The organism is Niallia sp. M35, assembly GCF_050971705.1.
GTDB lineage: Bacteria > Bacillota > Bacilli > Bacillales > Cytobacillaceae > Niallia > Niallia circulans_A.
In genome coordinates this window covers 26,066-46,946 of record NZ_JBPCEP010000022.1, presented here as the reverse complement: position 1 = coordinate 46,946, position 20,881 = coordinate 26,066, and the positions used below count along the sequence as shown (strand labels likewise).

Below are 20,881 nucleotides of genomic sequence, written 5' to 3'. Positions count from 1 at the left end.
ATAGTTATGGCTAAAAAAGGTAAGAAGTATTTAGAAGCTATCAAACTTGTTGATCGTACTAAAGCTTACCCAATTCAAGAAGCAATTGAGTTAGTGAAAAAAACTAGCACTACAAAATTTGATGCATCAGTTGAAGTTGCTTTCCGTCTAGGAGTAGATCCTAAGAAAGCAGACCAACAAATCCGTGGAGCAGTAGTTCTTCCAAACGGTACTGGTAAAACTCAACGCGTTTTAGTTTTCGCTAAAGGTGAAAAATTAAAAGAAGCAGAAGCAGCAGGAGCAGACTATGTAGGCGATGCTGAATTTATAAATAAAATCCAACAAGGTTGGTTCGATTTTGACGTAATCGTTGCGACTCCAGATATGATGGGTGAAGTTGGTAAACTTGGTCGTGTATTAGGACCTAAAGGTTTAATGCCAAACCCTAAAACTGGTACAGTTACATTTGATGTAACAAAAGCAGTTAACGAAATCAAAGCTGGTAAAGTAGAATACCGTGTAGACAAAGCTGGTAACGTACATGTTCCAATCGGTAAAGTTTCTTTCGATGAAGCTAAACTAGTTGAGAACTTCCAAACTATCTTTGACACAATGTCAAAAGCTAAACCAGCTGCTGCGAAAGGTACTTACATGAAGAACGTATCTGTTACTTCAACAATGGGACCTGGCGTAAAAGTAGATCCATCTACTGTTTGATAAAAATTGGTATTTGACAAAACAAGATGGATAGCATATACTTCATCTTGTTGAAAAAATAAATAACATTTGTACCGTAGACAGTAGGTGCTAAATTTTAGCTTAATTTCCTGCCGAGGTAATACGATAGATTATTTGATCAGTTGTGAGAACGACTATTGTATACACCTCCATGTCTAATAGATATGGAGGATTTTATTTGTCGGTATGAATGTAGAAATTCTACAGGAGGTGTAAAGATGAGCAGCGTAATCGAACAAAAGAAACAAATAGTATCTGATATTGCGGAGAAATTCAAAGCAAGTAAATCAACTATCGTTGTTGACTACCGTGGTTTGACTGTTTCAGAAGTAACTGAACTTCGTAAACAACTTCGTGATGCAGGAATCGAGTTTAAAGTTTTCAAAAACTCTTTAACTCGCCGTGCTGCAGAATCTGTTGAATTAGCAGGTTTAAACGAATCCTTAACTGGTCCAAACGCTATTGCGTTCAGTAATGAGGATGTTGTTGCACCAGCAAAAATTCTAAATGACTTCGCTAAAAACCATGAAGCATTAGAAATTAAAGCGGGAGTAATCGAAGGGAACTTAGCAACAGTTGAAGAAGTGAAAGCTCTAGCAGAACTTCCATCACGCGAAGGTTTACTTTCTATGTTACTCAGCGTTCTTCAAGCACCAATCCGCAACCTTGCTCTTGCTACAAAAGCAGTTGCAGATCAAAAAGAAGAACAAGGCGCTTAATATTTTATACGGAAACGTATCATAAAACCCCAAAAAACAAGGAGGAAACATATAATGTCTAAAGAACAAATCTTAGAAGCAGTTAAAAATATGACTGTTTTAGAATTAAACGATTTAGTAAAAGCAATTGAAGAAGAATTTGGAGTAACTGCTGCTGCTCCTGTAGCTGTAGTTGCAGGTGGCGGAGAAGCTGCTGCTGAAAAATCTGAGTTTGATGTAGTTCTTGCATCTGCTGGAGATCAAAAAATCAAAGTTATCAAAGTTGTACGTGAAATCACAGGTCTTGGTCTTAAAGAAGCAAAAGAACTTGTTGACAACACTCCAAAAGCAGTTAAAGAAGGAGCTTCTAAAGAAGAAGCTGAAGAAATCAAAGCTAAACTTGAAGAAGTTGGAGCTAACGTTGAAGTTAAGTAATGTTAGTTGAAAAGAAGCTCGCTATTTTAGCGGGCTTTTTTTTCCTGAAAAGTGAGAAGGACTTAAGAAAAGTTAGGCGCAATTTACCAAGTTAGAAGTGAATGTGAACTGCTGGGGGAATTTATCTTCTAAGGAGTTCTATGAATAAGCTACTGATGGTATAAGATAACTTTAGGAAAAGTCGTCTGCGCTTTTTAATTGATTACGATGCTGTGCTTTGTAGTCAATCCTCAAGTAGTCTTCCTTAAATAAATTCTCCTAAGGAGGTGTTCGTATGACGGAACATTATTATTCCCGAACCCAAAATGTAAATAGCGATCCAAATTACTGGAATTTTACGCTTAAAGGTAATACAATACGTTTTAAAACAGATAATGGAGTCTTTTCTAAAAAAGAAGTGGACTTTGGGTCTAGATTATTGATAGAGACGTATACCTTGCCTGATTTAGATGGAGATATATTAGATGTAGGCTGTGGATATGGCCCGATAGGTATATCTATTGCGAAGACTTCCCCAAATAGAATGGTCCATATGGTTGATGTTAATTTACGTGCTATTGAATTAGCAGAAGAAAATGCCAGACAAAACGGCGTTGAAAATGTTCGCATATATGAAAGTGATCGACTTCTTCGTGTGAAAGGACAAAAGTTTGCCTCTATTTTAACTAATCCGCCGATAAGAGCGGGGAAGAAAGTAGTTCATGATATTTTTGAGCAAAGCTATGAGTGTTTAGTACCTAATGGGGAATTATGGGTTGTGATTCAAAAGAAACAAGGAGCACCCTCTGCTATTGCGAAATTAGAAGAATTCTTTAAAGAGGTAAACATAGTAGAAAAGAAAAAAGGCTATTTTATAATTCAAGCAAAAAAGATTGACTAGTCCTTTTTGTTGTGATAGCATTGTATAATGCCAATATAATATTTTTCTGAAACTCGCAATTTTATCTAAGTTACTGTATAAAATTGGTGTAAAAAGGAAAAACTAACAGAATAATATTAGAAATATGAAAATGTGGTTTTTTGATTGGAAAACCCTTTTTCTTTTTGTCTTATAAAAATGGGTCTAATATCCTTTTTTATAAGATGTTAATAGATGTACTATAACGTTTGATTTGAGGGGTGAATCAGTTGACAGGTCAACTTGTTCAGTATGGACGACACCGCCAGCGGAGAAGCTACGCACGAATTAGTGAGGTTTTAGAATTACCAAATCTTATTGAAATCCAAACCTCTTCCTATCAATGGTTTTTAGATGAGGGATTGCGAGAAATGTTCCAGGACATTTCGCCTATTGAAGATTTTACTGGCAATTTATCACTTGATTTCATTGATTATAGCTTGGGAGATCCTAAGTATTCAGTGGAAGAATCGAAAGAGCGAGATGTTACATATTCTGCACCTTTGCGTGTGAAGGTTCGTCTTGTAAATAAAGAAACAGGAGAAGTAAAAGACCAAGATGTATTCATGGGTGATTTCCCGCTTATGACTGAAACTGGTACTTTTGTTATTAATGGTGCGGAACGAGTTATCGTTTCTCAGTTAGTACGTTCTCCAAGTGTTTATTATAATGGAAAACTTGATAAAAACGGTAAAAAAGGATTTACTGCAACAGTAATTCCTAACCGTGGAGCATGGCTAGAGTATGAAACAGATGCAAAGGATGTAGTATATGTGCGTATTGATCGTACACGTAAACTTCCTGTTACTGTTCTTTTACGCGCATTAGGATTTGGTTCCGATCAAGAGATTATTGAATTGATTGGTGACAATGAGTATTTGCGTAATACTTTAGAAAAAGATAACACAGAAGGAACAGACAAAGCGCTATTAGAAATTTATGAGCGTCTTCGTCCAGGAGAACCACCTACTGTTGAAAACGCAAAAAGTCTATTGGTATCGAGATTTTTCGATCCAAAAAGATACGACCTTGCGAATGTAGGTCGTTATAAAATCAATAAAAAGCTTCATATTAAAAATAGATTATTTAATCAGCGTTTAGCAGAAACATTAGTGGATCCTGAAACTGGCGAGATTATCGCTGAAAAAGGAACTCTTTTAGATCGCCGTGCGCTTGACCGTATTATTCCTAATCTAGAAAACAATATCGGCTTTAAAAAGCTGAGCCCGTATGGCGGAGTATTAGAAGATGATGTTGTTGTACAATCAGTGAAAATTTATTCACCACTAGATGAAGGGGATAAAGAAATTAATGTTATTAGTAATGCATATGTAGAAGAAGCTGTGAAAAACATCTCTCCTTCAGATATCATTGCTTCTATCAGTTATTTCTTTAATTTATTACATGGAGTAGGTCTAACAGATGATATTGACCATTTAGGTAACAGACGTCTTCGTTCTGTAGGCGAATTGTTGCAAAATCAATTCCGTATTGGTTTATCAAGAATGGAGCGTGTTGTTCGTGAAAGAATGTCTATTCAAGACACGAATACTATTACACCGCAGCAGTTAATTAATATCAGACCTGTTATTGCATCTATTAAAGAATTCTTTGGAAGCTCTCAGCTTTCTCAATTCATGGACCAAACAAATCCATTAGCAGAATTAACACACAAACGTCGTTTATCTGCATTAGGACCTGGTGGTTTAACAAGAGAACGTGCAGGAATGGAAGTTCGTGACGTTCACTATTCTCACTATGGCCGTATGTGTCCGATTGAAACACCTGAGGGACCAAACATTGGTTTGATTAACTCTTTATCTTCTTATGCAAAAGTAAACCGTTTTGGTTTTATTGAAACACCATACAGACGTGTTGATCCTGAGACAGGTAAAGTATCGTCACGAATTGATTATTTAACAGCTGATGAACAAGATAACTATGTTGTTGCCCAAGCGAATGCTCGTTTAGGGGAAGATGGTTCTTTCTTAGATGAAGATGTAGTAGCACGTTTCCGTGATGAGAACGTTGTTGTTAAGCGTGATCGTGTAGACTATATGGACGTATCTCCAAAGCAGGTTGTATCTGCTGCAACTGCGTGTATCCCGTTCTTAGAAAATGATGACTCTAACCGTGCCTTAATGGGTGCGAACATGCAGCGTCAAGCAGTACCTTTAATGCAGCCAGAAGCTCCAAGAGTAGGAACTGGAATGGAATACGTTTCAGGAAAAGACTCAGGGGCAGCTGTTATCTGTAAGCATCCTGGTATTGTTGAACATGTAGAAGCTCGTGAAGTATGGGTTAGACGTATTTCTGAAGTAGATGGTCAAGAAGTAAAAGGAAATCTTGATAAATATAAGATGCTTAAGTTTGTTCGTTCAAACCAAGGTACTTGTTATAATCAACGCCCGATTGTTGCTGTAGGTGATAAAGTAACAAAAGGTGAGGTTTTAGCTGATGGTCCTTCTATGGAGCTTGGTGAATTAGCCCTTGGACGTAACGTATTAGTTGCCTTTATGACATGGGACGGATACAACTATGAGGATGCTATTATCATGAGTGAACGCTTAGTAAAAGATGATGTTTATACTTCTATTCATATTGAAGAATATGAATCAGAATCTCGTGATACAAAATTAGGACCAGAAGAAATTACGCGTGATATTCCGAATGTCGGAGAAGATGCGTTACGTAACTTAGATGATCGTGGTATTATTCGTATCGGTGCCGAAGTAAAAGATGGTGATTTGCTTGTTGGTAAAGTTACACCTAAAGGGGTAACTGAATTAACAGCAGAAGAAAGATTATTACATGCTATCTTTGGTGAAAAAGCACGTGAAGTACGTGATACAAGTTTACGCGTTCCACATGGTGGCGGCGGAATCGTCCACGATGTTAAAGTCTTCAATAGAGAAGATGGAGACGAATTACCACCAGGTGTTAACCAATTAGTACGTGTATATATTGTTCAAAAACGTAAAATCCATGAAGGCGATAAGATGGCAGGTCGTCACGGTAACAAAGGGGTTATTTCCCGAATTTTACCTGAAGAAGATATGCCATACTTACCAGACGGAACACCAGTTGATATCATGTTAAATCCACTAGGTGTACCATCACGTATGAATATCGGTCAGGTATTAGAATTGCATCTGGGAATGGCTGCAAGAAGCTTAAATATCCATGTTGCATCACCAGTATTTGATGGTGCTCGTGAGGAAGATGTATGGGAAACAATTAGAGAAGCTGGAATGGCGCAAGATGCGAAAACAGTACTATATGACGGACGTTCAGGTGAACCTTTTGATAACCGTGTATCCGTTGGAGTTATGTATATGATCAAACTTGCTCATATGGTTGATGATAAACTACATGCTCGTTCAACAGGACCATATTCTTTAGTAACGCAACAACCACTAGGAGGAAAAGCTCAGTTCGGTGGTCAGCGTTTTGGAGAGATGGAGGTTTGGGCGCTGGAGGCTTATGGAGCTGCTTATACTTTACAAGAAATTCTTACTGTTAAATCAGATGACGTTGTTGGTCGTGTGAAAACATATGAAGCGATTGTTAAAGGAGAAAACGTTCCAGAACCAGGAGTTCCTGAATCATTCCGCGTATTAATGAAAGAGCTGCAAAGTTTAGGATTAGATGTGAAAATCTTATCTAGCACAGAAGAAGAAATTGAAATGAGAGACACAGATGATGACGATGATATTCATCAAGCTGAATCTCTGACAATTGTTTCCGAAACACAAGAGCCTGAGTCAGAAAAGGTAGGCATGCAAGAATAATAAAGTAATGAACATGGCCTGTCTAAAAACAAAAGGGTCAGACTCCACTGCGAAGACATCTAGATAGAAGATCCTTTTATATCTTTTAAAATAGATTATTCAAGTGAAGTCAGACCCTTTTGTGACGGCCTGTCTTTGATTATAAATGTTTTTAGAAGTTTTTAAGTAAGGCAAAAGCCTGAAGATCGAAAGGGAGGTAGGACCCTTGTTGGATGTTAATAATTTTGAATATATGAAAATAGGTCTAGCTTCGCCAGATAAAATCCGTTCATGGTCATTTGGTGAAGTCAAAAAGCCAGAAACAATTAACTATCGTACTTTAAAACCGGAAAAAGATGGCTTGTTCTGTGAGCGTATTTTTGGTCCTACAAAAGACTGGGAATGTCACTGTGGTAAATACAAGCGTGTTAGATACAAAGGGGTAGTCTGTGACCGTTGTGGAGTAGAAGTTACTCGTGCAAAGGTTCGTCGTGAACGTATGGGACACATCGAATTAGCGGCTCCGGTATCACATATTTGGTATTTCAAAGGAATCCCAAGCCGTATGGGTCTAGTGTTAGATATGTCTCCACGTGCACTGGAAGAAGTTATTTATTTTGCTTCTTATGTTGTAACAGATCCAGGTGACACTGCTCTTGAGAAGAAACAACTTCTTTCAGAGAAAGAGTATAGAGCATACCGTGATAAATACGGTGTGAAGTTCCAAGCTTCAATGGGTGCTGAATCTATAAAGAAGTTATTATCAGATATTGATTTAAATAAAGAAGTAGATGCATTAAAAGAAGAATTAAAAACAGCACAAGGGCAAAGAAGAACTCGTGCGATTAAAAGACTAGAAGTATTAGAAGCGTTCCGTGGTTCTGGAAATGAGCCTTCTTGGATGATTCTTGACGTGCTTCCAGTAATTCCTCCAGAATTGCGCCCGATGGTTCAATTAGATGGTGGCCGCTTTGCGACTTCTGACCTAAATGATTTATACCGTCGTGTTATTAACCGTAATAATCGTCTAAAAAGATTATTAGACTTAGGTGCACCAAGCATTATCGTACAAAACGAAAAACGTATGCTCCAAGAAGCTGTAGATGCGTTGATTGATAACGGCCGTCGCGGACGTCCAGTAACTGGTCCTGGTAACAGACCACTTAAATCATTGTCACATATGCTTAAAGGTAAACAAGGACGTTTCCGTCAAAACTTATTAGGAAAACGTGTTGATTATTCTGGTCGTTCTGTTATCGTTGTAGGTCCGAACTTAAAGATGTATCAATGTGGTCTACCTAGAGAAATGGCGATTGAATTATTTAAGCCTTTCGTAATGAAAGAGTTAGTAGAAAAGGGTATTGCCCACAATATTAAATCTGCGAAAAGAAAAATCGAAAGACTTCAACCGGAAGTTTGGGATGTGCTGGAGGAAGTTATTAAGGAGCACCCTGTTTTACTTAACCGCGCCCCAACTTTACACAGATTAGGTATTCAAGCATTTGAACCAACGCTAGTAGAAGGCCGTGCAATTCGTCTACATCCGCTAGTATGTACAGCTTACAACGCTGACTTTGACGGAGACCAAATGGCGGTTCACGTTCCGTTATCATCTGAAGCACAAGCAGAAGCTCGTTTACTTATGCTTGCAGCCCAAAACATTTTGAACCCTAAAGATGGTAAGCCAGTTGTTACTCCTTCGCAGGATATGGTATTAGGAAACTACTACCTAACATTAGAGCGTGAAGGTGCAGTTGGAGAAGGTATGATCTTCAATGATACAAATGAGGCTTTATTAGCTTATCAAAATGGTTATGTGCATTTACACACTCGTGTGGCGGTACGTGCTAGTTCTTTAAATAACGAAACATTTACAGAAGAACAGAATAAACAATTGTTGTTAACAACAGTAGGTAAGTTAGTGTTCAATGAAATTTTACCAAAATCTTTCCCGTACATTAACGAACCAACGAAAACAAACTTAGAAGAAAAAACTCCTGAAAGATACTTTGTTGAGCCAGGTGTAGATGTACCTGCTGCAATTAGAGAGTTGCCAATTATCGAACCGTTCAAAAAGAAAATTTTAGGTAATATAATTGCTGAAGTCTTTAAACGATTCAAGATAACAGAAACTTCTAAGATGTTGGATAGAATGAAAGACTTAGGATTTAAACATTCTACTAAAGCTGGTATTACTGTTGGTGTAGCTGACATCGTAGTATTAGGCGAAAAACAAGAAATTATCGAAGAAGCACAAAGCAAAGTAGATAATGTAATGAAACAGTTTAGACGTGGATTAATCACAGAGGAAGAGCGTTATGATCGCGTTATTTCTATCTGGAGTGCTGCAAAAGATACAATCCAGGCAAAACTGATGAAATCCTTAGATAAACGTAATCCAATCTTTATGATGAGTGACTCCGGAGCCCGTGGTAACGCATCTAACTTTACACAGCTTGCTGGTATGCGTGGTTTGATGGCCAACCCGGCTGGTAGAATCATCGAATTACCGATTATCTCAAGTTTCCGTGAAGGTTTAACGGTATTAGAGTACTTTATCTCTACACATGGTGCGCGTAAAGGTCTTGCCGATACAGCACTAAAAACAGCAGACTCTGGTTACTTGACTCGTCGTCTTGTTGACGTAGCACAAGATGTCATTGTTCGTGAGGATGATTGTGGTACAGACAGAGGATTATTAGTTTCGGCGCTTAAAGAAGGTACAGAAATTATCGAATCACTAGATGAGCGTTTAATCGGAAGATATGCAAGAAGATCAATTAAACACCCAGAAACAAACGAAGTTATTGTTCCTGAAAATGGACTTATTACAGAAGATTTAGCAGTGGAAATTGTTGAAGCTAATATCGAAGAAGTATGGATCCGGTCGGCGTTTACATGTAATACTCGTCATGGTGTATGTAAAAAATGTTATGGTCGCAACCTAGCAACTGGTCAAGAAGTGGAAGTTGGAGAAGCTGTTGGTATTATTGCAGCACAATCTATCGGGGAACCGGGTACACAGTTAACAATGCGTACATTCCATACTGGTGGGGTTGCTGGAGACGATATCACACAAGGTTTACCTCGTATCCAAGAAATATTCGAAGCTCGTAATCCAAAAGGGCAAGCGGTTATTACGGAAATGGCAGGGGTTGTTGTTGGTATCAACGAAGGTAGAGACCGTCAACATGAAATTGTTGTTCAAGGTGAATTAGAAACTAGAACATATACTGCTCCTTATACAGCAAGACTTAAAGTAAAAGTTGATGATGTAGTAGAGCAAGGGCAGGAATTAACAGAAGGTTCTATTGATCCGAAAGAATTAATTAAAGTGAAAAACGTTACAGCAGTACAAGAATATCTACTTCGTGAAGTACAAAAAGTTTATCGTATGCAAGGGGTAGAAATTGGTGATAAGCACGTAGAAGTAATGGTTCGCCAAATGCTACGCAAAATCAGAGTGGTAGATGCTGGTGAGACAGATGTATTACCAGGTACTCTATTAGACATTCACCAATTTACTGATGCAAACGCAAAAGCTTTAAGAGAAGGAAAACTTCCTGCAACAGGAAGACCGGTATTACTTGGTATCACAAAAGCATCTCTTGAAACAGATTCATTCTTATCAGCTGCATCATTCCAAGAAACTACAAGAGTTCTGACAGATGCTGCGATTAAAGGTAAACGCGATGAATTACTAGGATTGAAAGAGAATGTAATTATTGGTAAATTAGTTCCTGCTGGAACTGGTATGCCAAGATATCGTCATGCTGAACCTATTACTGCAGAAGAACTAACAGAAGAGTCTGTTACTGTAGAGTAATAGCGATAAATTAGATCTTTTCCAAAAAAGGCATATGGTTATTACGTTGACCTATCTATCATTTGTGAATTGATAGATAGGTCAACATCCATACCTTTTATGAACATATCTATTTTTTAAAGGAAAGTTTTTTAGGAAAATAATTGACATCTAATTTTATAGATGATACTATATCAAAGGTGCTCCTATTCACCTGTTGCTTTGGAGGATATAAAAATGTCTTATGAAAAAGTACGACAGGCAAGTAAAATAGTAGTAGGAACAAAGCAAACAGTAAAAGCGTTAAAAAAAGGGATTGCAACTGAGGTTATCGTTGCAGAGGATGCCGATCCGATGATCATTAGAAAGGTATCTGAGGTAGCTGAAGAAGTGAATATTCCTATTATACTTGTTGAATCCATGAAGAAGCTTGGCGAATCATGCGGAATAGAAGTAGGCGCAGCGACTGTTGCCATAATTATTTAAAACTGTTTTTATGGAATTAACCATGAGAACTTTGTTTTTGCCCTAATATGAACCACCTGGATGTGTGGGCTTCAAACATAAAGGAAGGGAGGAAAAAGAAATGCCAACAATTAACCAATTAGTGCGCAAGCCTCGTCAATCTACTGAAGAGAAGTCGAAGTCTCCTGCGTTAAACAAAGGTTATAACAGTTTCAAAAAAGCACAAACAAACGTATCTTCACCTCAAAAACGTGGGGTATGTACTCGTGTTGGTACAATGACACCGAAAAAACCAAACTCTGCATTACGTAAATATGCACGTGTTCGTTTAACAAATGGTATCGAAGTAACAGCATACATTCCTGGTATTGGTCACAACCTACAAGAACATAGTGTTGTACTAATCCGTGGAGGACGTGTAAAAGACTTACCGGGGGTACGTTATCATATCGTACGCGGTGCGCTTGATACTGCTGGAGTTAACAACCGTATGCAAGGTCGTTCTAAATACGGTACTAAAAAACCAAAAGCAGCTAAAAAATAATAAAATAGAATTTATAGCATAATTGAAAGGAGGAAATCAAATGCCACGTAAAGGTCCTGTAGCAAAAAGAGACGTATTACCAGATCCGATTTACAATTCAAAGCTTGTATCTCGTTTAATCAACAAAATGATGATTGATGGTAAAAGAGGGAAATCGCAAGCTATCCTGTATTCAGCATTCGAAATCGTTGCTGAGCGTTCTGGAAAAGAAGCGATTGAAGTATTTGATCAAGCATTAAAGAATATCATGCCAGTTCTTGAAGTAAGAGCACGCCGTGTTGGTGGTTCTAACTATCAAGTTCCAGTGGAGGTTCGTCCTGAAAGACGTACAACTTTAGGTCTTCGCTGGTTAGTTAACTACGCTCGTCTTCGCGGAGAGAAAACAATGGAAGAGAGACTAGCTAACGAAATCTTAGATGCAGCTAACAACACTGGTGCATCAGTTAAGAAACGTGAAGATACACACAAAATGGCAGAAGCGAACAAAGCGTTTGCTCACTACCGTTGGTAAAATTATAATTTACAAAAATACTTTCATTATGAAAGGAGAAAGACCAAATGGCAAGAGAGTTCTCCTTAGAAAACACTCGTAATATTGGTATCATGGCACATATTGATGCTGGTAAAACGACTACAACTGAGCGTGTACTTTACTACACTGGTCGTATCCACAAAATTGGTGAAACTCACGAAGGTGCATCTCAAATGGACTGGATGGAGCAAGAACAAGAGCGTGGAATTACCATCACATCAGCAGCAACAACTGCACAATGGAAAGGTAACCGTGTAAACATCATTGATACTCCAGGACACGTAGACTTCACTGTTGAAGTTGAACGTTCTCTGCGTGTACTTGATGGTGCTGTTGCAGTACTTGATGCACAATCTGGTGTTGAGCCACAAACAGAAACTGTTTGGCGTCAAGCAACAACATATGGTGTACCTCGTGTAGTATTCGTAAACAAAATGGATAAAATCGGTGCAGATTTCCTTTATTCATTAAAAACTTTACATGACCGTTTACAAGCAAACGCTCATGCAATTCAACTACCAATTGGTGCTGAAGATCAATTCGAAGGTATCATTGACTTAGTTGAAATGAAAGCAACTTTCTACGGAAATGACTTAGGAACAGATATTCAAGAACGTGAAATTCCAGAAGACTACAGAGAGTTAGCAGAAGAATACCATGAGAAATTGGTTGAAGCTGTAGCTGAACTTGATGAAGAGTTAATGGAAAAATATCTTGGTGGTGAGGAAATCACTACTGATGAATTAAAAGCTGCTATCCGTAAAGGTACAGTTAACGTTGAATTCTACCCAGTAATCTGTGGTTCTGCTTTCAAAAACAAAGGTGTTCAAAAAATGCTTGATGCTGTTATTGAATACTTACCATCTCCATTAGACGTACCAGCAATTAAAGGTACTGCTCCTGATTCAGATGAAGTGATCGAAAAGCATTCAAGTGATGATGAGCCATTCGCTGCTCTTGCATTCAAAGTAATGACAGATCCATTCGTTGGTAAACTGACATTCTTCCGTGTATACTCTGGTACATTGAGCTCTGGTTCATATGTACAAAACTCTACAAAAGGTAAGCGTGAGCGCGTAGGACGTATTCTACAAATGCACGCAAACAGCCGTCAAGAGATTACAGAAGTATATGCTGGTGATATCGCAGCAGCTGTAGGTTTAAAAGATACTACTACTGGAGATACTCTATGTGATGAAAAGGATTTAGTAATCTTAGAATCAATGGAATTCCCAGAGCCGGTTATCGAATTGTCTATTGAGCCAAAATCAAAAGCTGACCAAGATAAAATGACAACTGCACTACAAAAATTACAAGAAGAAGATCCAACATTCCGCGCGCATACAAACCAGGAAACTGGTCAGGTTATCATCGCTGGTATGGGTGAACTTCACTTAGATATTCTTGTAGACCGTATGCGTCGTGAGTTCAAAGTTGAAGCTAATGTTGGTGCTCCTCAGGTTGCTTACCGTGAAACATTCCGTTCATCTGCTGCAGTTGAAGGGAAATTCACACGTCAATCTGGTGGACGTGGACAATATGGTCACGTTTGGATTGAGTTCTCACCAAACGAAGAAGGTAAAGGATTCGAATTTGAAAATGCTATCGTCGGTGGTGTTGTTCCACGTGAATACATCGCTCCGGTTCAAGCTGGTTTAGAAGATGCATTACAAAGAGGAGTACTTGCTGGTTATCCAATGGTAGACATCAAAGCTAAATTATTTGATGGATCATACCATGATGTTGACTCATCTGAAATGGCGTTCAAAATCGCTGCTTCAATGGCATTGAAAAATGCAGCATCTAAATGTAATCCTGTAATTCTTGAACCTGTTATGAAGGTAGAAGTTATCATCCCTGAAGAATACATGGGTGATATCATGGGTAATATCACTTCACGTCGTGGACGTGTTGAAGGTATGGAAGCTCGTGGTAACGCACAAGTTGTTCGTGCGATGGTTCCTCTTTCTGAAATGTTTGGTTATGCTACGACATTACGTTCAAGCACACAAGGTCGTGGAGTATTCTCTATGGTGTTTGATCACTATGAAGAAGTACCAAAATCAATCTCTGAAGAGATCATCAAAAAAAATAAAGGGTAATTGTTGATTTTACCTTTTTAATGAAGTATAACTACTATGTAGGCAATAAAGCTGTGATCATTAATCACAGCTCTATAAAAATACTTATTTTTTACAAATCAAAGGAGGATTTTCCTAATGGCAAAAGCTAAATACGATCGTTCTAAGCCACACGTAAATATTGGAACAATTGGTCACGTTGACCATGGTAAAACTACATTAACAGCTGCTATCACAACTGTACTTTCTAAAGTTGGTGGCGGTGAAGCTCGCGGTTATGATCAAATCGACGCTGCTCCAGAAGAGCGTGAGCGTGGAATCACAATCTCAACTGCACACGTTGAGTACGAAACTGCTACTCGTCACTATGCACACGTTGACTGCCCAGGACATGCTGACTATGTTAAAAACATGATCACTGGTGCTGCTCAAATGGATGGTGGTATCTTAGTAGTATCTGCTACTGATGGTCCAATGCCACAAACTCGTGAGCACATCCTTCTTTCTCGTCAAGTTGGTGTACCTCACTTAGTAGTATTCTTAAACAAATGTGATATGGTTGATGATGAAGAATTATTAGAATTAGTAGAAATGGAAGTACGTGACCTATTAACAGAATATGAATTCCCTGGTGATGATATTCCTGTAATTAAAGGTTCTGCTCTTAAAGCTCTTGAAGGAGATGCTGCTTGGGAAGAAAAAATCACTGAGCTTATGGCTGCAGTTGATGAATATATCCCAACTCCAACTCGTGACACTGACAAACCATTCATGATGCCAGTTGAGGATGTATTCTCAATCACTGGTCGTGGTACAGTTGCAACAGGTCGTGTTGAGCGTGGACAAGTTAAAGTTGGTGACGTTGTAGACATCATCGGTTTAGCTGAAGAGAAAAAATCAACTACTGTAACTGGTGTTGAAATGTTCCGTAAATTACTTGATTATGCTGAAGCTGGAGATAACATTGGTGCACTTCTTCGTGGGGTTGCTCGTGAAGAAATCCAACGTGGTCAAGTATTAGCAAAACCAGGTTCAATTACTCCACACGTAAAATTCAAAGCAGAAGTTTACGTATTATCAAAAGAAGAAGGTGGACGTCATACTCCATTCTTCACAAACTACCGTCCTCAGTTCTACTTCCGTACAACTGATGTAACTGGTATTTGTAACTTACCTGAAGGTGTAGAAATGGTTATGCCTGGCGATAACATCGAAATGGATGTTGAATTAATTTCTTCTATCGCTATCGAAGAAGGAACTAAATTCTCTATTCGTGAAGGTGGACGTACAGTAGGCGCTGGTGTCGTTGCTACTATCGTTGAATAATAACCTTTGATAAAAAACAAGCTGATTCGTCAGCTTGTTTTTTTTTTGTGAACAAATCCATCGTATTAAAATAGATTTAGGAGCGCAAATAGTTATTATGCTATTTGGATAATGATTGTATAAAGGAATAATGTTTAAATATTCTCAGGTTAGCTATAATAGATAGGGTTATTAATATAGAAGAAAGACGTTTTCCAAAATCTTTCTATATAATCTTTCACTATTTTTTGTTAGAATATAAAAGTCTTAATAATAGTTTTCTCAATCTAAACGGTTCATTACCAATTGACTGACAATTATACATTGGGTTGAAATATGATCATGGAATATGTATAATAATCTGAGTGTACTAAAACGAAAGAAAAATAATAAATGTTGTTGCTTTTCTAGGCGTTTTTATGTATAATAGACAATGTTGGTCTTTGACTTGCGATGATGTGGGAGGTTGCTGACACACCCGGCCGCTTTGCCATGGCGAGTGTGTGGGAAATTCCTGCGGAGAATGTCTATTCTAAAATAGGCGAAAAGGAGGGAAAATAATGGCAAAACAAAAAATTCGTATTCGTTTAAAAGCGTATGATCATAGAATTTTGGATCAATCAGCTGAGAAAATCGTTGAAACTGCAAAACGTTCTGGTGCTGCTGTATCTGGACCGATTCCGTTACCAACAGAGAAGTCTATATACACAATCCTACGTGCGGTTCATAAATATAAAGATTCTCGTGAACAGTTTGAAATGCGTACGCATAAACGTCTAATCGACATCGTGAACCCAACTCCACAAACAGTTGATTCACTAATGCGTCTGGATTTACCGTCAGGTGTAGATATCGAAATTAAATTATAATTGAAATAAACATTTAAACAATCAGGAGGTGTGACTTAAATGACCAAAGGAATCTTAGGAAGAAAAATAGGTATGACTCAAGTATTCGCTGATAACGGCAATCTTATCCCTGTAACTGTAGTGGAAGCTGCTGAGAACGTTGTTCTTCAAAAGAAAACTGTTGAAGCTGATGGCTATGCAGCAGTACAAATCGGATTTGAAAACAAACGTGAAAAGTTAGCTAACAAACCTGAACAAGGACATGTTGCTAAAGCAAGTACTGCTCCTAAGCGCTTCGTTCGTGAATTTAGAGATGTTAGCGTGGAAGAGTACGAGGTTGGTCAAGAAGTCAATGTAAGTATTTTCGCTGAAGGCGATATAGTGGATGTAACAGGTGTTTCTAAAGGGAAAGGTTTCCAAGGTTCGATTAAGCGCCATGGACAATCTCGTGGACCAATGGCTCACGGATCTCGTTACCATCGTCGTCCGGGTTCAATGGGACCTGTAGCACCAAACCGTGTATTTAAAGGGAAAGCATTACCAGGACGTATGGGTGGAGAACAAATTACTGTTCAAAACTTAGAAATCGTTAAAGTAGATGCAGAACGCAATCTTCTATTAATTAAAGGTAATGTACCTGGAGCTAGAAAAGCTTTATTAAAAATCAAAACTGCTGTTAAAGCATAATTATTAATCTGGAAAGGAGGAAATAAGAATGCCTAAAGTTGCATTATTCAACCAAGACGGTAAGCAAGCTGGAGATATCGAATTAAATGAATCAGTATTTGGTATCGAGCCTAACAAAAGTGTTTTATTTGAAGCAGTTGTTATGCAAAGAGCTTCTTTACGTCAAGGAACTCATAAAACTAAAATTCGTTCTGAGGTTGCTGGTGGTGGACGTAAGCCATGGCGCCAAAAAGGTACAGGACGTGCACGTCAAGGATCTATCAGATCTCCACAATGGCGTGGTGGTGGTACGGTATTTGGACCGGTTCCGCGTAGCTATAGCTATAAATTACCTAAAAAAGTTCGTAGATTAGCAATTAAATCCGCATTATCTACTAAAGTATTAGAAGAAAATATTTTAGTATTACAAAGCCTTGCTTTTGATGCACCTAAAACTAAAGATTTCAAAGCCGTATTAGGTAATCTTTCTGTAGAAAAGAAAGCATTAATCGTTACAGCTGACCTTGATGAAAACGTAGCATTATCTGCTCGTAACATCCCGGGGGTAACAGTTGTTACTGCTTCTGGAATTACAGTATTAGATGTTTTAAACCATGATAAATTAATCATGACAAAAGCAGCGGTTGAAAAAGTAGAGGAGGTGCTTGCATAATGGATGCACGCGATACGATTAAGCGCCCCGTTATCACTGAACGTTCTACTGATTTAATGGTTGATAAAAAATACACGTTTGAAGTTGATGTAAGAGCTAATAAAACTCAAGTTAAAGATGCTGTCGAAGAAATCTTTGGCGTTAAAGTTGAAAAAGTTAACATCATGAACTACAAAGGTAAATTCAAGCGTATGGGACGTTTTGGTGGATACACAAACAAACGTCGTAAGGCAATTGTTAAATTAACAGCTGACAGCAAAGAAATCGAATTCTTTGAAGCTTAATAATAATATTTAGAAGAGGAGGGAACACAAATGGCGATTAAAAAATATAAACCTACCTCCAACGGTCGACGTAATATGACGTCTTCAGACTTTAGTGAAATCACTACAAGTACTCCTGAAAAGTCATTACTTGCTCCTTTACACAGAAAAGGCGGCCGTAATAACCAAGGTAAGTTAACTGTTCGTCATCAAGGTGGAGGTCATAAGCGTCAATATCGTGTAATCGATTTTAAACGTGACAAAGATGGCATTCCAGGACGCGTTGCTACAATTGAGTACGATCCAAATAGATCTGCTAATATCGCGTTAATCAATTATGTAGACGGTGAAAAACGCTACATTCTTGCACCGAAAAATTTAGAAGTTGGATTAGAAGTTATGTCAGGGCCTGAGGCTGATATCAAGCCAGGTAATGCATTACCACTTGCTAACATTCCAGTTGGTACAGTAATCCACAACATCGAGTTAAAACCAGGTAAAGGTGGACAATTAGTTCGCTCTGCTGGAACAAGTGCTCAAGTGCTTGGTAAAGAAGGGAAATACGTACTTGTACGTTTAAATTCTGGTGAAGTTCGTTTAATTCTTGCTACTTGCCGTGCATCAATCGGTCAAGTTGGTAATGAACAACATGAATTAATCAACATTGGTAAAGCAGGTCGTAATCGTTGGTTAGGTAAACGCCCAACTGTACGTGGATCTGTAATGAACCCTAATGACCATCCACACGGTGGTGGTGAAGGACGCGCTCCAATCGGACGTAAATCACCAATGTCTCCATGGGGTAAACCAACACTTGGTTACAAAACGCGTAGCAAGAAAAATAAATCTGATAAATTTATTGTACGTAGCCGTAAAAAATAACGGGGTTGAACTACGGTTCAATGATAGAACCGTAGAACAATCACGAAGGGAGGTTCCATTATGGGTCGCAGCTTAAAAAAAGGACCTTTTGTTGATGATCATTTACTAACAAAGATCGAAAAATTAAGTGATAGTGATAAGAAGCAAGTTGTGAAAACTTGGTCTCGTCGTTCTACGATCTTCCCACAATTCATCGGTCAAACAATCGCTGTTTATGATGGTCGTAAACATGTTCCAGTTTATGTTACTGAAGACATGGTAGGTCACAAACTTGGAGAATTTGCTCCAACTCGTACTTACAAAGGTCATGCAAGTGACGATAAGAAAACAAGACGTTAATGAGAGGAGGGCATTCTAATGCAAGCAAAAGCTGTTGCAAATACAGTTCGTATTGCTCCTCGTAAAGCTCGTTTAGTCGTAGATTTAATTCGAGGAAAGCAAGTTGGTGAAGCGGTAGCTATTTTGAAGTTAACTCCAAAAGCAGCTTCTCCAATCGTAGAGAAAGTTTTAAAATCTGCTATTGCTAACGCAGAGCATAACTACGAAATGGATATTAATAACCTAGTGGTTGAGCAAGCATACGTTAATGAAGGACCAACTCTAAAGAGATTCCGTCCACGTGCACAAGGTCGTGCAAGTCAAATTAACAAACGTACTAGCCACATCACTATCGTTGTATCAGAAAAGAAGGAGGGGTAATTAGTGGGTCAAAAAGTAAATCCAGTCGGTTTACGTGTCGGGATCATTCGTGACTGGGAATCTAAATGGTTCGCAGGTAAAGACTATGCTGATCTTTTACACGAAGACCTAAAGGTACGTGAGTATATTACAAAACGCCTAAGTGATGCTTCTGTTTCTAAAGTAGAAATCGAGCGTGCTGCTAACCGCTTAAATGTTACTATCCACACTGCTAAACCAGGTATGGTTATTGGTAAAGGTGGAACAGAAGTTGAAGCTTTACGTAAAGCTCTTAACTCACTTACTGGCAAACGTGTACACATCAATATTTTAGAAATTAAAAGAGCAGATATGGATGCGAAACTAGTTGCTGAGAACATTGCTCGTCAATTAGAAAACCGTGTATCTTTCCGTCGTGCTCAAAAACAAGCAATCCAACGTTCAATGCGTGCTGGTGCTAAAGGTATCAAAACAATGGTATCAGGTCGTCTAGGCGGCGCAGATATCGCTCGTTCAGAGTCTTATAGCGAAGGAACTGTTCCATTGCACACTCTACGCGCAGATATCGACTATGCAACTGCTGAAGCTGATACAACTTATGGTAAATTAGGTGTAAAAGTTTGGATCTATCGTGGAGAGATCCTTCCAACGAAGAAGAAAACTGAGGAAGGAGGCAAATAATATGTTACTACCTAAACGTGTAAAATATCGTCGTGTTCATCGTGGTAAAATGCGTGGTCAAGCAAAAGGTGGTACAGAAGTTGCATTCGGTGAATATGGTTTACAATCTTTAGAAGCTTCTTGGATTACAAACCGTCAAATCGAGTCTGCTCGTATTGCAATGACACGTTATATGAAACGTGGCGGTAAAGTTTGGATTAAAATTTTCCCTCATAAGCCTTACACTGCTAAGCCTCTTGAAGTCCGAATGGGTTCCGGTAAGGGTGCTCCTGAAGGTTGGGTAGCGGTAGTTAAGCCCGGAAAAATTATGTTCGAAGTAGCTGGTGTATCTGAAGAGATCGCTCGTGAAGCTCTTCGTCTTGCAGCGCACAAACTTCCTGTTAAATGTAAGTTTGTAAAACGTGAAGAAATTGGTGGTGAAACTAATGAAAGCTAATGAAATTCGTGACCTTACCACTGCTGAAATTGAACAAAAAGTTAAATCCTTAAAAGAAGAGCTTTTCAACCTTCGCTTTCAATTAGCGACTGGACAACTTGAAAATACAGCTCGCATTCGTGAAGTACGCAAAGCGATCGCTCGAATGAAAACTGTCATTCGTGAGAGAGAAATCGGCGTCAATAATCGATAAGTTGAGAGGAGGTTCGTAGAATGAGCGAACGCAATCAACGCAAAGTCTATACTGGTCGTGTTGTATCTGATAAAATGGATAAAACCATTACAGTTGTTGTTGAAACATACAAAAAACACCCTTTATATGGCAAACGCGTGAAATACTCTAAGAAGTATAAAGCTCATGATGAGCAAAACACAGCAAAAACTGGCGATATCGTACGCATTATGGAAACTCGCCCGTTATCAGCTACAAAACGTTTCCGTCTTGTAGAAGTAGTAGAAAAAGCAGTTATTATATAATTGTTCGGAATTAAGCATCCCGAAGGG

Annotated in this window: 22 protein-coding genes and 1 other annotated feature; all 22 genes read left to right on the top strand. The window is 38.5% G+C overall.

The genetic code is table 11. The annotated features are described in order from the left end of the window. Nucleotides 1-6: 6 nt before the first annotated feature. The 22 genes from rplA to rpsQ all read left to right on the top strand — a co-directional run bounded on the left by rplA (nucleotide 7) and on the right by rpsQ (nucleotide 20,854). Nucleotides 7-696, top strand: coding sequence for a 50S ribosomal protein L1 (rplA, locus tag NiCM35_RS23970; RefSeq protein WP_095333624.1), 690 nt, complete (start codon nucleotides 7-9; stop codon nucleotides 694-696). A 56-nt stretch (nucleotides 697-752) separates the two neighbouring features. Then, nucleotides 753-903: a sequence feature (ribosomal protein L10 leader region), on the top strand. Between the two features lie 32 nt (nucleotides 904-935). Further along, a complete protein-coding gene (gene rplJ / locus NiCM35_RS23965) occupies nucleotides 936-1,436 on the top strand; it encodes a 50S ribosomal protein L10 (protein ID WP_047943706.1) in 501 nt (166 codons plus the stop codon). 54 nt (nucleotides 1,437-1,490) lie between these two features. Further along, the gene (gene rplL / locus NiCM35_RS23960) at nucleotides 1,491-1,850 is read left to right on the top strand and encodes a 50S ribosomal protein L7/L12 (RefSeq protein WP_095333626.1); all 360 of its coding nucleotides are present in this window, start codon (nucleotides 1,491-1,493) and stop codon (nucleotides 1,848-1,850) included. Nucleotides 1,851-2,124: 274 nt separating this feature from the next. Beyond that, nucleotides 2,125-2,730, top strand: a complete 606-nt coding sequence (locus NiCM35_RS23955; RefSeq protein ID WP_123260146.1) for a class I SAM-dependent methyltransferase — start codon at nucleotides 2,125-2,127, stop codon at nucleotides 2,728-2,730. Between the two features lie 248 nt (nucleotides 2,731-2,978). Further along, nucleotides 2,979-6,539 (top strand): DNA-directed RNA polymerase subunit beta, encoded by a 3,561-nt coding sequence (gene rpoB, locus NiCM35_RS23950; protein ID WP_047943709.1) that lies wholly within the window; start codon nucleotides 2,979-2,981, stop codon nucleotides 6,537-6,539. Nucleotides 6,540-6,744: 205 nt separating this feature from the next. Continuing rightward, nucleotides 6,745-10,344 carry a DNA-directed RNA polymerase subunit beta' gene (gene rpoC / locus NiCM35_RS23945; protein WP_047943710.1) on the top strand — a complete coding sequence of 1,200 codons (3,600 nt, stop codon included), beginning with the start codon at nucleotides 6,745-6,747 and terminating at the stop codon, nucleotides 10,342-10,344. Nucleotides 10,345-10,560: 216 nt separating this feature from the next. Then, nucleotides 10,561-10,809 carry a 50S ribosomal protein L7ae-like protein gene (locus NiCM35_RS23940; protein WP_047943711.1) on the top strand — a complete coding sequence of 83 codons (249 nt, stop codon included), beginning with the start codon at nucleotides 10,561-10,563 and terminating at the stop codon, nucleotides 10,807-10,809. A 100-nt stretch (nucleotides 10,810-10,909) separates the two neighbouring features. Beyond that, entirely contained in the window at nucleotides 10,910-11,332 is a 423-nt protein-coding gene (gene rpsL / locus NiCM35_RS23935) for a 30S ribosomal protein S12 (protein ID WP_047943712.1), read from the top strand. 40 nt (nucleotides 11,333-11,372) lie between these two features. Further along, entirely contained in the window at nucleotides 11,373-11,843 is a 471-nt protein-coding gene (gene rpsG, locus NiCM35_RS23930; RefSeq protein WP_016204554.1) for a 30S ribosomal protein S7, read from the top strand. Nucleotides 11,844-11,890: 47 nt separating this feature from the next. Beyond that, nucleotides 11,891-13,966 (top strand): elongation factor G, encoded by a 2,076-nt coding sequence (gene fusA, locus NiCM35_RS23925; protein WP_095333632.1) that lies wholly within the window; start codon nucleotides 11,891-11,893, stop codon nucleotides 13,964-13,966. Between the two features lie 117 nt (nucleotides 13,967-14,083). Further along, nucleotides 14,084-15,271 carry an elongation factor Tu gene (gene tuf / locus NiCM35_RS23920; protein ID WP_095333634.1) on the top strand — a complete coding sequence of 396 codons (1,188 nt, stop codon included), beginning with the start codon at nucleotides 14,084-14,086 and terminating at the stop codon, nucleotides 15,269-15,271. Between the two features lie 539 nt (nucleotides 15,272-15,810). Next, complete coding sequence (gene rpsJ, locus NiCM35_RS23915) at nucleotides 15,811-16,119, top strand: 30S ribosomal protein S10 (protein WP_009336571.1); 309 nt, start codon at nucleotides 15,811-15,813, stop codon at nucleotides 16,117-16,119. A gap of 39 nt (nucleotides 16,120-16,158) precedes the next feature. After that, the gene (gene rplC / locus NiCM35_RS23910) at nucleotides 16,159-16,785 is read left to right on the top strand and encodes a 50S ribosomal protein L3 (protein WP_095333636.1); all 627 of its coding nucleotides are present in this window, start codon (nucleotides 16,159-16,161) and stop codon (nucleotides 16,783-16,785) included. 28 nt (nucleotides 16,786-16,813) lie between these two features. Further along, nucleotides 16,814-17,437, top strand: a complete 624-nt coding sequence (gene rplD / locus NiCM35_RS23905; RefSeq protein WP_095333638.1) for a 50S ribosomal protein L4 — start codon at nucleotides 16,814-16,816, stop codon at nucleotides 17,435-17,437. Beyond that, nucleotides 17,437-17,721, top strand: a complete 285-nt coding sequence (gene rplW / locus NiCM35_RS23900; RefSeq protein ID WP_016204560.1) for a 50S ribosomal protein L23 — start codon at nucleotides 17,437-17,439, stop codon at nucleotides 17,719-17,721. The genes rplD and rplW overlap by 1 nt, the downstream gene beginning before the upstream one ends. A 30-nt stretch (nucleotides 17,722-17,751) precedes the next feature. Next, entirely contained in the window at nucleotides 17,752-18,582 is an 831-nt protein-coding gene (rplB, locus tag NiCM35_RS23895) for a 50S ribosomal protein L2 (RefSeq protein WP_016204561.1), read from the top strand. Nucleotides 18,583-18,642: 60 nt separating this feature from the next. Then, nucleotides 18,643-18,921, top strand: coding sequence for a 30S ribosomal protein S19 (gene rpsS / locus NiCM35_RS23890; protein ID WP_016204562.1), 279 nt, complete (start codon nucleotides 18,643-18,645; stop codon nucleotides 18,919-18,921). An 18-nt stretch (nucleotides 18,922-18,939) separates the two neighbouring features. After that, entirely contained in the window at nucleotides 18,940-19,281 is a 342-nt protein-coding gene (gene rplV, locus NiCM35_RS23885) for a 50S ribosomal protein L22 (RefSeq protein ID WP_047943717.1), read from the top strand. Nucleotides 19,282-19,284: 3 nt separating this feature from the next. Then, nucleotides 19,285-19,941, top strand: coding sequence for a 30S ribosomal protein S3 (gene rpsC, locus NiCM35_RS23880; protein ID WP_047943718.1), 657 nt, complete (start codon nucleotides 19,285-19,287; stop codon nucleotides 19,939-19,941). A gap of 1 nt (nucleotide 19,942) precedes the next feature. Continuing rightward, nucleotides 19,943-20,377 carry a 50S ribosomal protein L16 gene (gene rplP, locus NiCM35_RS23875; protein WP_016204565.1) on the top strand — a complete coding sequence of 145 codons (435 nt, stop codon included), beginning with the start codon at nucleotides 19,943-19,945 and terminating at the stop codon, nucleotides 20,375-20,377. Further along, on the top strand, nucleotides 20,367-20,570 hold the full coding sequence (gene rpmC, locus NiCM35_RS23870) for a 50S ribosomal protein L29 (RefSeq protein ID WP_003351417.1): 204 nt from the start codon (nucleotides 20,367-20,369) through the stop codon (nucleotides 20,568-20,570). Before rplP ends, rpmC begins: the two co-directional genes overlap by 11 nt. A 20-nt stretch (nucleotides 20,571-20,590) precedes the next feature. Beyond that, complete coding sequence (gene rpsQ / locus NiCM35_RS23865; protein WP_031537905.1) at nucleotides 20,591-20,854, top strand: 30S ribosomal protein S17; 264 nt, start codon at nucleotides 20,591-20,593, stop codon at nucleotides 20,852-20,854. Nucleotides 20,855-20,881 lie beyond the last annotated feature (27 nt).

What these genes read in the sequence shown, in the direction of transcription:
- rplA (WP_095333624.1), top strand. Translation starts at nt 7, where the DNA reads ATGGCTAAAAAAGGTAAGAAGTATTTAGAAGCTATCAAACTTGTTGAT.
- rplJ (WP_047943706.1), top strand. Translation starts at nt 936, where the DNA reads ATGAGCAGCGTAATCGAACAAAAGAAACAAATAGTATCTGATATTGCG.
- rplL (WP_095333626.1), top strand. Translation starts at nt 1,491, where the DNA reads ATGTCTAAAGAACAAATCTTAGAAGCAGTTAAAAATATGACTGTTTTA.
- NiCM35_RS23955 (WP_123260146.1), top strand. Translation starts at nt 2,125, where the DNA reads ATGACGGAACATTATTATTCCCGAACCCAAAATGTAAATAGCGATCCA.
- NiCM35_RS23940 (WP_047943711.1), top strand. Translation starts at nt 10,561, where the DNA reads ATGTCTTATGAAAAAGTACGACAGGCAAGTAAAATAGTAGTAGGAACA.
- rpsL (WP_047943712.1), top strand. Translation starts at nt 10,910, where the DNA reads ATGCCAACAATTAACCAATTAGTGCGCAAGCCTCGTCAATCTACTGAA.
- rpsG (WP_016204554.1), top strand. Translation starts at nt 11,373, where the DNA reads ATGCCACGTAAAGGTCCTGTAGCAAAAAGAGACGTATTACCAGATCCG.
- fusA (WP_095333632.1), top strand. Translation starts at nt 11,891, where the DNA reads ATGGCAAGAGAGTTCTCCTTAGAAAACACTCGTAATATTGGTATCATG.
- tuf (WP_095333634.1), top strand. Translation starts at nt 14,084, where the DNA reads ATGGCAAAAGCTAAATACGATCGTTCTAAGCCACACGTAAATATTGGA.
- rpsJ (WP_009336571.1), top strand. Translation starts at nt 15,811, where the DNA reads ATGGCAAAACAAAAAATTCGTATTCGTTTAAAAGCGTATGATCATAGA.
- rplC (WP_095333636.1), top strand. Translation starts at nt 16,159, where the DNA reads ATGACCAAAGGAATCTTAGGAAGAAAAATAGGTATGACTCAAGTATTC.
- rplD (WP_095333638.1), top strand. Translation starts at nt 16,814, where the DNA reads ATGCCTAAAGTTGCATTATTCAACCAAGACGGTAAGCAAGCTGGAGAT.
- rplW (WP_016204560.1), top strand. Translation starts at nt 17,437, where the DNA reads ATGGATGCACGCGATACGATTAAGCGCCCCGTTATCACTGAACGTTCT.
- rplB (WP_016204561.1), top strand. Translation starts at nt 17,752, where the DNA reads ATGGCGATTAAAAAATATAAACCTACCTCCAACGGTCGACGTAATATG.
- rpsS (WP_016204562.1), top strand. Translation starts at nt 18,643, where the DNA reads ATGGGTCGCAGCTTAAAAAAAGGACCTTTTGTTGATGATCATTTACTA.
- rplV (WP_047943717.1), top strand. Translation starts at nt 18,940, where the DNA reads ATGCAAGCAAAAGCTGTTGCAAATACAGTTCGTATTGCTCCTCGTAAA.
- rplP (WP_016204565.1), top strand. Translation starts at nt 19,943, where the DNA reads ATGTTACTACCTAAACGTGTAAAATATCGTCGTGTTCATCGTGGTAAA.
- rpmC (WP_003351417.1), top strand. Translation starts at nt 20,367, where the DNA reads ATGAAAGCTAATGAAATTCGTGACCTTACCACTGCTGAAATTGAACAA.
- rpsQ (WP_031537905.1), top strand. Translation starts at nt 20,591, where the DNA reads ATGAGCGAACGCAATCAACGCAAAGTCTATACTGGTCGTGTTGTATCT.